The 12,854-nt window shown below is 46.4% G+C and carries 24 protein-coding genes; all 24 read right to left on the reverse strand.

What is annotated here, in order from left to right; translation table 11 throughout:
• Window positions 1–1,088 precede the first annotated feature (1,088 nt).
• Complete coding sequence (gene rplQ / locus LSG34_RS19140; RefSeq protein WP_008899095.1) at window positions 1,089–1,493, reverse strand: 50S ribosomal protein L17; 405 nt, start codon at window positions 1,491–1,493, stop codon at window positions 1,089–1,091.
• A 39-nt stretch (window positions 1,494–1,532) separates the two neighbouring features.
• Window positions 1,533–2,522, reverse strand: coding sequence for a DNA-directed RNA polymerase subunit alpha (locus LSG34_RS19145; protein ID WP_008899096.1), 990 nt, complete (start codon window positions 2,520–2,522; stop codon window positions 1,533–1,535).
• 27 nt (window positions 2,523–2,549) lie between these two features.
• On the reverse strand, window positions 2,550–3,170 hold the full coding sequence (rpsD, locus tag LSG34_RS19150; RefSeq protein ID WP_127688210.1) for a 30S ribosomal protein S4: 621 nt from the start codon (window positions 3,168–3,170) through the stop codon (window positions 2,550–2,552).
• Between the two features lie 31 nt (window positions 3,171–3,201).
• A complete protein-coding gene (gene rpsK / locus LSG34_RS19155; RefSeq protein ID WP_008899098.1) occupies window positions 3,202–3,591 on the reverse strand; it encodes a 30S ribosomal protein S11 in 390 nt (129 codons plus the stop codon).
• Window positions 3,592–3,604: 13 nt separating this feature from the next.
• Complete coding sequence (rpsM, locus tag LSG34_RS19160) at window positions 3,605–3,961, reverse strand: 30S ribosomal protein S13 (protein WP_040555062.1); 357 nt, start codon at window positions 3,959–3,961, stop codon at window positions 3,605–3,607.
• Window positions 3,962–4,097: 136 nt separating this feature from the next.
• Window positions 4,098–4,211 (reverse strand): 50S ribosomal protein L36, encoded by a 114-nt coding sequence (gene rpmJ / locus LSG34_RS19165; protein WP_082335860.1) that lies wholly within the window; start codon window positions 4,209–4,211, stop codon window positions 4,098–4,100.
• A gap of 22 nt (window positions 4,212–4,233) precedes the next feature.
• Entirely contained in the window at window positions 4,234–5,562 is a 1,329-nt protein-coding gene (gene secY / locus LSG34_RS19170) for a preprotein translocase subunit SecY (RefSeq protein ID WP_233010926.1), read from the reverse strand.
• 15 nt (window positions 5,563–5,577) lie between these two features.
• Window positions 5,578–6,012, reverse strand: a complete 435-nt coding sequence (gene rplO / locus LSG34_RS19175; RefSeq protein ID WP_127019518.1) for a 50S ribosomal protein L15 — start codon at window positions 6,010–6,012, stop codon at window positions 5,578–5,580.
• A 3-nt stretch (window positions 6,013–6,015) separates the two neighbouring features.
• Window positions 6,016–6,198: a 50S ribosomal protein L30 gene (gene rpmD, locus LSG34_RS19180; protein WP_008899102.1), complete on the reverse strand. Its 183-nt coding sequence runs from the start codon at window positions 6,196–6,198 to the stop codon at window positions 6,016–6,018.
• Between the two features lie 6 nt (window positions 6,199–6,204).
• Window positions 6,205–6,708 (reverse strand): 30S ribosomal protein S5, encoded by a 504-nt coding sequence (gene rpsE / locus LSG34_RS19185; RefSeq protein WP_127019515.1) that lies wholly within the window; start codon window positions 6,706–6,708, stop codon window positions 6,205–6,207.
• 9 nt (window positions 6,709–6,717) lie between these two features.
• Window positions 6,718–7,068, reverse strand: coding sequence for a 50S ribosomal protein L18 (rplR, locus tag LSG34_RS19190; protein WP_053426072.1), 351 nt, complete (start codon window positions 7,066–7,068; stop codon window positions 6,718–6,720).
• 9 nt (window positions 7,069–7,077) lie between these two features.
• Complete coding sequence (rplF, locus tag LSG34_RS19195) at window positions 7,078–7,611, reverse strand: 50S ribosomal protein L6 (protein WP_233010927.1); 534 nt, start codon at window positions 7,609–7,611, stop codon at window positions 7,078–7,080.
• Between the two features lie 12 nt (window positions 7,612–7,623).
• A complete protein-coding gene (gene rpsH, locus LSG34_RS19200) occupies window positions 7,624–8,016 on the reverse strand; it encodes a 30S ribosomal protein S8 (protein ID WP_233010929.1) in 393 nt (130 codons plus the stop codon).
• 20 nt (window positions 8,017–8,036) lie between these two features.
• Window positions 8,037–8,342 (reverse strand): 30S ribosomal protein S14, encoded by a 306-nt coding sequence (gene rpsN / locus LSG34_RS19205; RefSeq protein WP_127019513.1) that lies wholly within the window; start codon window positions 8,340–8,342, stop codon window positions 8,037–8,039.
• An 11-nt stretch (window positions 8,343–8,353) separates the two neighbouring features.
• Entirely contained in the window at window positions 8,354–8,893 is a 540-nt protein-coding gene (rplE, locus tag LSG34_RS19210; protein WP_127688206.1) for a 50S ribosomal protein L5, read from the reverse strand.
• 19 nt (window positions 8,894–8,912) lie between these two features.
• The gene (gene rplX, locus LSG34_RS19215; protein WP_008899109.1) at window positions 8,913–9,227 is read right to left on the reverse strand and encodes a 50S ribosomal protein L24; all 315 of its coding nucleotides are present in this window, start codon (window positions 9,225–9,227) and stop codon (window positions 8,913–8,915) included.
• Window positions 9,228–9,236: 9 nt separating this feature from the next.
• Window positions 9,237–9,605, reverse strand: a complete 369-nt coding sequence (gene rplN, locus LSG34_RS19220) for a 50S ribosomal protein L14 (RefSeq protein ID WP_127688204.1) — start codon at window positions 9,603–9,605, stop codon at window positions 9,237–9,239.
• A 175-nt stretch (window positions 9,606–9,780) separates the two neighbouring features.
• Window positions 9,781–10,035 carry a 30S ribosomal protein S17 gene (gene rpsQ, locus LSG34_RS19225; protein WP_125061011.1) on the reverse strand — a complete coding sequence of 85 codons (255 nt, stop codon included), beginning with the start codon at window positions 10,033–10,035 and terminating at the stop codon, window positions 9,781–9,783.
• The gene (rpmC, locus tag LSG34_RS19230; protein ID WP_008899112.1) at window positions 10,035–10,226 is read right to left on the reverse strand and encodes a 50S ribosomal protein L29; all 192 of its coding nucleotides are present in this window, start codon (window positions 10,224–10,226) and stop codon (window positions 10,035–10,037) included. The genes rpsQ and rpmC overlap by 1 nt, the downstream gene beginning before the upstream one ends.
• Window positions 10,226–10,639 carry a 50S ribosomal protein L16 gene (rplP, locus tag LSG34_RS19235; RefSeq protein WP_127019509.1) on the reverse strand — a complete coding sequence of 138 codons (414 nt, stop codon included), beginning with the start codon at window positions 10,637–10,639 and terminating at the stop codon, window positions 10,226–10,228. Before rplP ends, rpmC begins: the two co-directional genes overlap by 1 nt.
• 12 nt (window positions 10,640–10,651) lie before the next feature.
• Window positions 10,652–11,365, reverse strand: coding sequence for a 30S ribosomal protein S3 (gene rpsC, locus LSG34_RS19240; protein ID WP_008899114.1), 714 nt, complete (start codon window positions 11,363–11,365; stop codon window positions 10,652–10,654).
• A 9-nt stretch (window positions 11,366–11,374) separates the two neighbouring features.
• Window positions 11,375–11,707: a 50S ribosomal protein L22 gene (gene rplV, locus LSG34_RS19245; RefSeq protein WP_053426062.1), complete on the reverse strand. Its 333-nt coding sequence runs from the start codon at window positions 11,705–11,707 to the stop codon at window positions 11,375–11,377.
• 10 nt (window positions 11,708–11,717) lie between these two features.
• Window positions 11,718–11,996: a 30S ribosomal protein S19 gene (gene rpsS / locus LSG34_RS19250; protein ID WP_053426061.1), complete on the reverse strand. Its 279-nt coding sequence runs from the start codon at window positions 11,994–11,996 to the stop codon at window positions 11,718–11,720.
• A 19-nt stretch (window positions 11,997–12,015) separates the two neighbouring features.
• A complete protein-coding gene (gene rplB / locus LSG34_RS19255) occupies window positions 12,016–12,840 on the reverse strand; it encodes a 50S ribosomal protein L2 (RefSeq protein ID WP_053426060.1) in 825 nt (274 codons plus the stop codon).
• Window positions 12,841–12,854: the final 14 nt, after the last annotated feature.

The raw sequence follows: 12,854 nt of genomic DNA on the forward strand, positions 1-12,854 counted from the left end.
TCATTTCACTGAAGCGAAAGTTGTTTATAATCAACAACTTTCAGAATCTTTAGCAGCTGACTATTTCACTTTGGAAACCGTCTTCGCTGTCGATGGAGCGCATTATAGAGATCTGAGAGTAAGCCGCAAGATCTTTTTTAATAAAAGCTGTTCGACCGCTTAGTTTTTAACCGGATCCGGTTTTTATGCTTATTTCACGTACAAAACCTGCTCAAAAAACGGATCCTCCGCTGGATCCTGACGATCAACACCTGAAGTTTATCCACTGACGGATCTACTCATTGACCATGATCTCTATTTTTCCACTACTTTCTCCATCCTGTCGTACATGCAATGAAAAGATCGGCTTGATGGAGCCTATACCGTCTTGCTCTTTATATAGAAGATAATAGAAAACCCGAAGCCATAGTACGAGCCCACATTCTAAGCCTGCAGATCCAGCCTGATCAGGTATAAGGTTAAAGTGAGGCCTGGACGGCTTTATCTAAGAAAGATCTGAGCTCGAAGATTGAAGAACGGAAAATACCTTTGTAGGTATGCGAACGAATACAAGTGCAGCTAAGAGAATAGATCCTCGGGGATATTAGTTCAGGTACCGAAGGGCTAACTCCTTATATAGCTTGCAACAATAAAGGTATGAAGTTCGTGGTACCAGGATGATCCGGCCTTAAGTCAGTAACGAAAGCTCGCCGCTTTGCTTAAACAATCACTGAACTAGCATTGTCGGTCAAGAGCGGTGTCGCCGGAAGTGTGATATTCAAGTCAGTACCGAGTTATGGCTGAAGACCTGGGCACACTAATATAGATAAGCCACTTTCCCTTCTTTATAGCCCTGATACTGCAGACGGAATCTCAACATGGATTAAGCAAATATAGTTTTGAAAGGGGCAATCAGCAGCTAAAGCTGTAAAGAGTGAAAGTTTCGGAGGAACATTCCGAAGACAAGCAGTGGCAGTCGTTGTAAAGGGCGAAAGCGCTTTAAAACTGGACGGTGTAAATACAGCGGAAAAAATAAGCTAATTTCAGGACGGGTCAAACAAGCATAAAAAAAGGCCAGCTTGCGCTGGCCTTTTTATTTGGAGTATTACTTACTCAGCTGCTGTTTCTTCAGCTGGTAATGCAGCGCCGGCCACTTCTGGACGGTCTACTAACTCGATGTAAGCCATTGGTGCGTTGTCGCCAGCACGGAAGCCACACTTCAGAATACGAGTGTAACCACCTGGACGGGCGTTATAACGTGGACCTAACACGTTAAATAACAAACCAACTACTTCTTTATCACGTGTACGAGCAAAAGCTAAACGGCGGTTTGCAACGCTATCATTTTTCGCCAGTGTAATCAGAGGTTCGATTACGCGACGTAACTCTTTTGCTTTTGGCAGAGTCGTTTTGATGATTTCGTGCTTCACCAACGAGCTAGCCATGTTGCGGAACATTGCAGTACGGTGACTGCTGTTCCGGTTTAACTGACGACCACTCTTGCGATGGCGCATGATCTATTCCTTCTTACTAAACCAGGAACTGGAATCTGGTTAGTCTTTATTTACCAAACTTGCTGGAGGCCAGTTTTCCAGGCGCATGCCTAAGGATAAACCGCGTGAAGCCAACACGTCTTTGATTTCGGTAAGCGACTTTTTACCAAGGTTTGGCGTTTTCAGCAACTCAACCTCAGTACGTTGTACCAGATCACCGATGTACTGTATCTGCTCTGCTTTTAAGCAGTTAGCAGAACGAACTGTTAATTCTAAATCATCGACTGGACGTAACAGAATCGGATCAAACTCCGGCTTCTCTTCACGTTTTTCTGGCTCGCTCTTGTCGCGTAATTCTACGAAGAATTCCAGCTGTTCAGCTAAAATAGTCGCAGCACGACGAATTGCTTCCTCTGGCTCTACTGTGCCATTGGTTTCCATGTCGATAACTAGTTTGTCCAGGTCAGTACGCTGTTCTACACGAGCAGCTTCAACTGAGTAGGCTATACGCTCTACCGGGCTGAAAGATGCGTCCAGTAACAGACGACCAATTGGACGTTCGTCATCCTCTGAGGATACGCGGGCCGAAGCAGGAACATAACCACGACCACGTTCAACTTTCAGGCGCATACTGAATTCAGTTTCGCCAGTCAGGTTGCATATTACGTGCTCTGGGTTAACGATCACTACACCGTCACCACGCTGGATATCACCAGCAGTTACAGGGCCAGCACCTTTCTTAGTTAAAGTCAGAGTGACTTCGTCTTTGTCTTCCAAGCGGACGGCTAAACCTTTCAGGTTCAGTAAAATATCAATGATATCTTCCTGAACACCTTCTTTGGCGCTGTACTCATGAAGAACGCCGTCGATCTCTACTTCAGTCACTGCACAACCTGGCATAGACGAAAGTAAAATACGACGCAACGCGTTGCCCAAGGTATGCCCGAAACCGCGCTCAAGTGGTTCCAAAGTAACTTTGGCACGAGTTGGGTTGATTTTTTCGATACCAACTAATCTCGGCTTAAGGAATTCGGTGACAGAACCCTGCATTTTATCCTCTCTTAAGAAAACGCCCTACTACTTAGAGTAAAGCTCGACGATTAACTGTTCGTTGATGTCTGCAGACAAGTCTGAACGCTCTGGAACGCGTTTGAAAACGCCTTCCATTTTCTTGGTATCGATTTCGATCCAAGTTGGTTTTTCGCGTTGTTCAGAAATCTCTAAAGCAGCAACGATACGCGCTTGCTTTTTCGCTTTCTCACGAACAGCGATGACTTGATCAGGTGACACAGCGTAAGATGGGATGTTTACCACAGCGCCATTAATCATAATAGCTTTGTGGCTAACTAACTGACGTGCTTCTGCACGCGTGCTAGCTAAACCCATGCGATAAACCACGTTGTCTAAACGGCCTTCAAGTAACTGAAGTAAGTTTTCGCCAGTGTTACCTTTCAAACGAGCAGCTTCTTTGTAATAGTTACGGAACTGCTTCTCTAATACGCCATAAATACGACGTACTTTTTGTTTTTCGCGTAATTGTAAACCGTAGTCTGATAAACGACCGCGACGAGCGCCGTGCTGACCAGGAGCAGTAGTTAAATTACACTTTGAATCAATTGCTCTAACGCCGCTTTTCAGGAACAAATCTGTCCCTTCGCGACGACTTAACTTGAGCTTAGGACCCAAATATCTTGCCATCTTCTTTCTCCAATAATCCTAGAAGCGCTTGTTACACGCGACGTTTTTTCGGTGGACGGCAACCATTGTGTGGAATTGGCGTCACGTCGGTGATATTTGTAATGCGGTAGCCAGCTGCGTTCAGAGCACGAATCGCTGATTCGCGGCCTGGGCCTGGACCGTTTACAAACACTTCAAGGTTCTTCAGACCATATTCTAACGCGGCAGTACCAGCACGTTCAGCAGCAACCTGTGCAGCAAACGGCGTAGACTTACGCGAACCACGGAAACCAGAACCACCAGCAGTTGCCCAGCAAAGAGCGTTACCCTGGCGATCAGTGATCGTGACGATGGTGTTGTTGAAAGAGGCATGGATATGAGCCATACCGTCAGAAACTTGCTTTTTTACTCTTTTACGAGTACGAACTGGTGCTTTAGCCATGTTTTACCCCGTCCTATTTCTTAATAGCTTTGCGTGGGCCCTTGCGGGTACGCGCATTAGTTTTAGTGCGCTGACCACGAACAGGCAGACTACGACGGTGGCGTAAACCACGGTAACAACCCAGGTCCATTAAACGTTTGATGTTTAATGTAATCTCACGACGTAAGTCACCTTCAACAGTGTACTTACCTACTTCGTCACGAAGAGAGTCAAGCTCTGCGTCAGACAAAGAAGAGATTTTGCGAGTTTCTTCAATACCCACTGCAGCTAAGATAGCTTTAGAGCGGGTTTTACCGATACCAAAAACATACGTCAAAGAGATGACAGCATGTTTATTATCGGGGATGTTAATGCCAGCGATACGGGCCACTAACGTTCTCCTATAAAAGATTAAAAGGGTGCCGATTTGAAAAGCCCGTAAGGATACTCAAACGGCGGCCATATTGCAACAATAAGTCGGGGCTAGACCAAAAAGTCTAGCCCTGACCTATAATTTTTTTCTGCTGTTAGCCTTGACGTTGCTTGTGCTTAGGCTCTACACAAATTACACGCACAACATTGTTGCGCTTGATAACTTTGCAGTTACGGCAGATCTTCTTAACGGAAGCTCGTACTTTCATGACTTAACTCCGCAAAATTACCTTAACGGCCGTAGCCCTTAAGATTTGCCTTTTTAAGTACCGACTCATACTGATGAGACATCAGATGGGTTTGTACCTGTGCCATAAAGTCCATAATAACAACTACGATAATCAGTAAAGATGTACCGCCGAAGTAGAATTGCACATTCCATGCAACCATCATGAACTCAGGAACCAAACAGATAAAGGTGATATACGCCGCGCCAGCTAAGGTTAAACGTGTCATTACTTTATCAATGTATTTAGATGTCTGCTCACCAGGACGAATACCAGGGATAAAGGCACCAGACTTTTTCAGGTTATCTGCTGTATCACGTGGGTTAAATACCAACGCAGTATAGAAGAAACAGAAAAAGATGATCGCAGCAGCATATAAAACCATATACAGCGGCTGACCCGGAGATAAGGTTAACGCCACTTCCTGCAGGAAGTTAGCAACCATACCTTCGCCTGACCCAAACCAACTGGCAATTGTACCAGGGAACAGGATTATGCTTGAAGCAAAGATTGGTGGTATTACACCAGCCATGTTGACCTTCAGAGGTAAGTGACTGCTTTGAGCAGCAAATACCTGACGGCCTTGTTGGCGTTTGGCGTAATTAACCACAATGCGACGTTGACCACGTTCGAAGAAAACTACGAACCAGGTAACCGCAACAACAATGGCTCCAATCGCTAATAAAAGCAAAAAGTGCAAATCGCCTTGACGTGCCTGCTCAATCGTCTGGCCAATGGCAGACGGGAAGCCAGCAACAATACCGGTGAAAATCAGCAACGAAATACCATTACCAATACCACGTTCAGTAATTTGCTCACCTAACCACATTAAAAACATGGTACCGGTGACTAAACTGATCACAGCAGTGATTGTAAAACCAATACCTGGGTTTACTACTAAACCCGGCATCAGATTTGGCAAGCCGGTAGAAATACCGATCGCCTGGACTATTGCCAATCCTAAGGTACCGTAACGTGTATACTGATTTATTTTGCGCTTGCCTGCTTCACCTTCCTTCTTCAGTTCGGCCAGCGTGGGATGAACCACGGTTAACAGCTGAACAATAATAGAAGCAGAAATGTAAGGCATAATGCCAAGTGCAAATACAGATGCACGCTCAAGGGCGCCACCGCTGAACATGTTAAACATTTCAACGATGGTGCCTTTTTGTTGCTCGAATAATTGAGCCAGCACGGCGGCGTCAATTCCAGGAATTGGCACAAATGAGCCTAATCGGAAAACGATTATGGCCAAAAGTACGAACAACAGACGGGCTTTCAGCTCGCTGAAGCCGCCTTTTGCACTTTTTGTATCCGAACCTGGTTTTGCCATCGCGTACTATCCTTATTATTCTTCGACTTTGCCGCCAGCGGCTTCAATCGCAGCACGCGCACCTTTAGTAACGCTTAAGCCTTTAACTGTTATTGGACGAGTAATCTCGCCTGATAACACAACTTTAGCGAACTTAACGATACGAGAGATGATATTAGCTTCCATCAGGCTTGCTAAATCAGCTACATCACCAGCTACAGCTGTCAGCTCGTGTAAACGAACTTCAGCAGATACTAAGCCTTTACGTGATGTAAAACCGAACTTAGGCAGACGTTGTTTCAGAGGCATTTGACCGCCTTCGAAACCTGGACGTACTTTACCGCCTGAGCGAGATTTCAAACCTTTGTGACCACGACCACCAGTCTTGCCTAAGCCAGAACCGATACCACGACCTAAACGGCGTTTCTCTTTTTTAGCACCTGGTGCAGGAGATAACGTATTTAAAAACATTTATTACTCCTCCACTTTAACCATGTAATACACAGTGTTGATCATACCGCGCACTGAAGGTGTATCTTCCAGTGTTACAGTGTGACCGATACGGCGTAAGCCTAAACCAACTAAAGTCGCTTTATGCTTCGGTAAACGACCGATGCCTGACTTAATTTGGGTTACTGTTACAGTCTTTTTAGACATGGCGAATTACCCCAGAATGTCGTCAACGCGTAAGCCACGCTTCGCAGCAACCTGAGCAGGCGATTTGATCGCTGACAGGGCGTTGATAGTAGCGCGAACTACGTTGATTGGGTTGGTTGAGCCGTAGCATTTAGACAGAACGTTCTGTACACCTGCTACTTCTAACACTGCGCGCATTGCACCACCGGCGATGATACCAGTACCTTCAGACGCCGGTTGCATATACACGTTGGAACCAGCGTGCACACCTTTTACCGGGTGATGAAGAGTGTTACCGTTTAACTCAACTTGAGTCATGTTACGACGAGCTTTTTCCATTGCTTTTTGAATAGCAGCTGGTACTTCACGCGCTTTACCGTAACCGAAACCGATACGACCATTACCGTCACCAACTACTGTTAAAGCGGTGAAGGAGAAAATCCGGCCACCTTTAACAACTTTGGAAACACGGTTAACAGCAACCAGCTTCTCTTGTAAATCAGATTGTTGTTTAGCTTCTACGTTAGCCATGATCTACTCCTAGAATTGAAGACCGGCTTCACGCGCCGCATCAGCTAATGCCTGTACACGACCGTGATACTGGAAACCGCTACGGTCAAAAGCACATTTACTGATGCCTTTAGCCACTGCACGTTCAGCAATCGCTTTACCTACAGCTTTAGCAGCGTCGATATTACCGGTGTACTTCAATGATTCACGGATTGAAGCTTCAACAGTGGAAGCAGCAACAATCACTTCAGCATTTGGTGCGATAAGCTGGGCGTAAATGTGACGTGGTGTACGATGTACAACCAGGCGGTTCGCACCTTGTTCGATAATTGTTCTGCGAACGCGTTTAGCGCGGCGCAGACGAGCAAGTTTCTTATCCATCGTCCTACCCTACTTTTTCTTCGCTTCTTTACGACGCACGTTTTCGTTAGCGTAGCGAACACCTTTGCCTTTATAAGGCTCTGGTTTACGGTACGCGCGGATGTTTGCAGCAACTTGACCAACTAATTGCTTGTCAGAACCTTTCACCAACACTTCTGTTTGAGAAGGGGTTTCGATCGTGATACCAGCTGGGATCTCGAAAGCAACCGGGTGAGAAAAGCCTAAGCTCAGGTTTAAAACCTTGCCTTCTGCTTTTGCACGGTAACCAACACCAACTAATTCCAGTTTCTGAGTGTAACCTTCGGTTACGCCAGTCACTAAATTGTTGATCAACGCGCGAGCGGTACCCGCTTGTGCGTCAGCGTTTGCGATGCCGTCACGAGGATTCGTACGCAGTACGTTACCTTCAATAACAACTTCGACTGCAGGGTTAACGTTCAACGTTAACTCGCCATTTTTACCCTTTACTGTCAGGTTTTGGCCATTCAGTGTAATTGTTACACCTGCAGGAACCGTGACGGGGGCCTTAGCAACACGAGACATAGTTACCCTCCGTTACGCTACATAGCCGATGATTTCACCACCGATTCCAACCTTGCGCGCGGCACGGTCAGTCATTAGCCCTTTAGACGTAGAAATAATAGCTACACCTAAACCACCCATTACTTTTGGTAACTCGCCACGTTTCTTATAGATACGCAGACCTGGACGGCTAACACGATCGATAGTTTCAATTACTGATTTGCCCTGGAAATACTTTAATGTAACTTCCAACTCTGCCTTAACATCAGCAGATACAACGAAATCTTCGATGTAACCTTCGTCTTTTAATACCTTCGCGATGGCAACCTTCATTTTTGAAGATGGCATCTTAACCGCAAACTTTTTGGCAGCTTGGCCGTTGCGGATGCGAGTAAACATATCCGCTACTGGATCTTGCATGCTCATAGCTGTTACTCCCGTGATTCTTACCAGCTAGCCTTACGAAGGCCAGGAATTTCACCGCGCATCGCTGCTTCACGTACCTTGATCCGGCTCATGCCGAATTTACGAAGATAACCGTGAGGACGACCTGTTACACGACAACGATTACGTTGACGCGAAGGGCTTGAATCACGCGGTAACGACTGCAACTTCAGAACTGCTGCCCAACGGTCTTCGTCAGAAGTCGTCGGATTTGCAATCAGATCTCTCAGTGCATGACGTTGCTCAGCGTATTTGGCTACCAGTACTGCACGCTTTGCTTCGCGCGCTTTCATTGATTGTTTTGCCATGACCCTACACCTTATTTCTTGAATGGGAAGTTAAACGCGGCAAGTAATGCACGCCCTTCATCATCAGTACGAGCTGTAGTAGTGATAGTGATATCTAAACCACGTACCGCATCTACTTTGTCGTAATCGATTTCAGGGAATATGATTTGCTCACGAACGCCCATGCTGTAGTTACCACGGCCGTCAAACGACTTAGGATTCACACCGCGGAAATCGCGGATACGAGGAATAGCAATAGATACTAAACGCTCTAAGAAATCCCACATACGTTCGCCACGCAGTGTAACTTTTGCACCAATAGGGTAGCCTTCACGGATTTTGAAACCAGCTACTGATTTACGAGCCTTAGTAACCAATGGCTTTTGGCCAGAGATAGCAGTTAAATCTGCTACTGCGTTATCAAGGATCTTCTTATCAGCTACGGCTTCACCCACACCCATGTTCAGTGTGATTTTAACAATCCGAGGGACTTGCATGACGCTCGTGTAGCCGAACTGTTTAAACAGTTCTGGAACTACGGTGTCTTTATAAATTTCATGCAGTTTCGCCATCGTATTACTCCAATAGCAATTAAATTACTTCGTTATTCGATTTGAAGAAGCGAACTTTCTTGCCATCTTCAAAACGGAAACCTACACGATCAGCCTTTCCAGTTTTTGGATTGAAGATCGCTACATTTGAAACGTGAATTGAGGCTTCTTTCTCAACGATGCCACCTGGGGTGTTCAACGCTGGGATTGGCTTCTGGTGTTTCTTGACAAAATTAATGCCAGAAACATACACACGGTCTTCAGCAACTAACACTTTCAGAACCTTGCCAGTTTTGCCTTTGTCCTTACCAGTAAGAACAACAACCTCATCATCACGACGGATTTTATTAGCCATTGTGACTCCTTACAGTACTTCTGGGGCCAGGGAAACGATCTTCATGAACTTATCGCCACGAAGTTCGCGCGTTACCGGTCCAAAAATACGTGTACCGATCGGTTCCAGCTTGTTGTTTAACAACACTGCTGCATTGCGATCAAAACGGATTACTGACCCGTCCTGACGGCGTACGCCTTTGCGTGTACGCACCACCACAGCATTCAGAACGTCACCTTTTTTGACCTTACCGCGAGGAATTGCTTCCTTAACGGTGATCTTGATAACGTCACCAATTGCTGCATAACGGCGATGCGAACCACCTAAGACCTTAATACACATTACGCTGCGCGCGCCGCTGTTGTCTGCGACTTCCAGCATAGATTGCATCTGGATCATCTTAGTGCTCCGCTATTCCACTACTATAACCCTCTCGGGTTACGCTGCTTTCGACTATAAACTACCCCCAACAAAAGGGCGCGTGATTATAACAGCACTTTTGTACAAATGGTAGCCTTTAGTCGAACGAGAAAAAAACGGCCCCGAAGGGCCGTTTTCGCTTACATCTTAATCATTAAGATGCAGATTCGACAACGGAAACCAGAGTCCATGACTTAGTCTTGGACAGAGGACGACATTCGCGAATAGTCACGATGTCACCTTCTTTACACTGGTTTGCTTCGTCATGTACGTGCAGTTTGGTAGTACGTGTGATGAATTTCCCATAGATTGGGTGCTTCACGTGACGTTCGATAGCAACAGTAATAGACTTGTCCATTTTGTTGCTGATCACTTTACCTTGCAGGGTACGGGTGTTTTTTTCGCTCATTAGGCACCTGCCTTCTCGGTTAAGATAGTCTTAACACGCGCGATATCGCGACGCACTTGCTTTAACAAATGAGTCTGAGCCAGCTGACCTGTAGCTGCTTGCATGCGCAGGTTGAACTGCTCACGTAATAAGCCCAGTAATTCAGCGTTTAACTCTTCAACGCTTTTTACTTTCAGTTCGCTTGCTTTCATTACAATACCGTCCGCGTTACAAAGGTTGTCTTAAATGGAAGTTTGGCTGAAGCCAATGCAAACGCATGACGAGCCAGTTCTTCCGACACACCGTCCATTTCATACAGGACTTTGCCAGGTTTAATCTGGCAAACCCAATATTCCACGCTACCTTTACCACTACCCATACGAACTTCGAGTGGTTTTTCCGTCATTGGTTTGTCCGGGAACACGCGGATCCAGATTTTACCAACACGTTTAACGGCACGAGTCATGGCACGACGTGCAGATTCGATTTGACGTGAAGTCATTTGACCACGTTCAACTGCTTTAAGTGCATAAGTACCGAAGCTGACTTTATCGCCTACCAGCGCTAAGCCACGGTTACGTCCTTTGTGCACTTTACGAAATTTAGTACGTTTTGGTTGCAACATCGCTCAATACTCCTACTTAGCCTTGCGAGGAGCCGGTTTTTTCGGCGCCTTAGGCTGTTTGTCGTTGTTGGCGTTCGCGTTGTTGTTCAATGGCATAGCTCCTAAGATCTCGCCTTTGAAAATCCAAACTTTCACACCAATGATACCGTAAGTAGTTAAAGCTTCTGATGTTGAGTAATCGATATCAGCACGCAGAGTGTGCAGTGGCACACGGCCTTCACGATACCATTCATCACGAGCAATCTCAGCACCGCCTAAACGGCCGCTGACCTGAACTTTGATACCTTTAGCGCCTAAACGCATAGCGTTCTGTACCGCACGCTTCATAGCGCGACGGAACATTACACGGCGTTCCAGCTGGCTGCTGATTGAGTCAGCAACTAATTTGGCATCTAATTCCGGCTTACGGATTTCAGAAATATTGATCTGAGCAGGCACGCCAGCGATAGTCGCTACGGCTTTGCGCAGTTTCTCAACGTCTTCACCTTTTTTACCGATGATCACGCCTGGACGAGCAGTGTGAATAGTCACACGGATGCTTTTCGCAGGACGTTCAATATCGATCCGGCTTACTGAAGCGGCTTTCAGTTCTTTTGTCAGATACTGACGAACTTTAAAGTCACCAACCAGGAAGTCCGGGAAGTCTTTTGTATTCGCGTACCAGGTTGAGCTCCAAGGCTTAGTGATACCTAGGCGAATACCAGTAGGATGTACTTTCTGTCCCATTTCTCACTCCTAGTTATCAGCTACAACCACAGTAATGTGGCTGGTACGCTTGACGATACGGTCAGCACGGCCTTTGGCACGTGGCTTAATCCGCTTCATTGACGGACCTTCGTCAACAAACACAGTTTTCACTTTTAAAGTGTCGATATCGGCACCTTCGTTGTGTTCTGCGTTCGCAATGGCTGATAAAAGAACCTTTTTAACTAACTCAGCCGCTTTTTTAGGGCTGTAAGTTAAAACATTCAACGCCTTATCAACTGACAGACCGCGGATTTGGTCAGCGACCAAACGGGCTTTCTGTGCAGAAGAACGGGCAAATTTGTGTTTAGCTAATGCTTCCATTATTTACCCCTTAGCGCTTCTTGGCCTTTTTGTCGGCTGCGTGACCACGGTAAGTACGAGTAGGTGAGAACTCACCTAACTTGTGACCGACCATCTCTTCTGAGACAAGTACTGGTACATGCTGACGACCATTATGGACAGCGATGGTCAAACCGATCATTTGTGGAATGATCATTGAACGACGGCTCCAAGTCTTAATTGGCTTCTTGTCACCGCTTTCCAACGCTTTCTCTACCTTCTTCAACAAGTGAAGGTCGATAAATGGACCTTTCTTGAGAGAACGTGGCATGGCAATTCCTCACATTAAATTATTTGTCACGACGACGGACAATGAACTTGTCAGTACGCTTGTTCGAACGGGTTTTGTAACCTTTGGTTGGAACGCCCCATGGAGTAACAGGGTGACGTCCGCCTGAAGTTTTACCTTCACCACCACCGTGAGGGTGGTCAACCGGGTTCATTACCACACCACGCACTGTTGGGCGGATACCGCGCCAACGCATCGCACCGGCTTTACCGTATTGACGCAGCATGTGTTCGGCGTTGCCGATCTCGCCGATAGTTGCACGGCAGTCAGCCAGAACTTTGCGCATTTCACCACTGCGTAAACGCAGAGTAACGTACGCGCCGTCACGCGCCAGGATCTGGGCAAATGCACCAGCTGAACGCATTAATTGGCCGCCTTTACCAGGCTTCAATTCGACGTTGTGGACGATTTGGCCCACTGGGATGTTGCGCAGTGGCATAGTATTACCAGATTTAATTGGTGAATCTAAGCCTGACTGTACTGTATCACCCGCTTTTAAGCCTTTTGGTGCCAGGATGTAACGACGCTCGCCGTCTGCATACAACACCAGAGCGATGTTAGCAGTACGGTTTGGATCGTATTCCAGACGCTCAACTTTAGCAGGGATACCATCTTTATTACGTTTGAAATCAACCAGACGGTAGTGTTGCTTATGACCACCACCGATATGGCGAGTAGTAATACGACCGTGGTTGTTACGACCACCAGTTTTAGTATTCTTCTCTAACAAAGGTGCGTATGGCTTGCCTTTGTACAGGTCTGGGTTCACGACTTTTAAGACGTGACGACGACCAGGTGACGTAGGTTTACACTTAACAAGTGCCATTTCCTAACTCCTCT

This window comes from Rheinheimera faecalis, from assembly GCF_021290965.1.
GTDB lineage: Bacteria > Pseudomonadota > Gammaproteobacteria > Enterobacterales > Alteromonadaceae > Pararheinheimera > Pararheinheimera faecalis.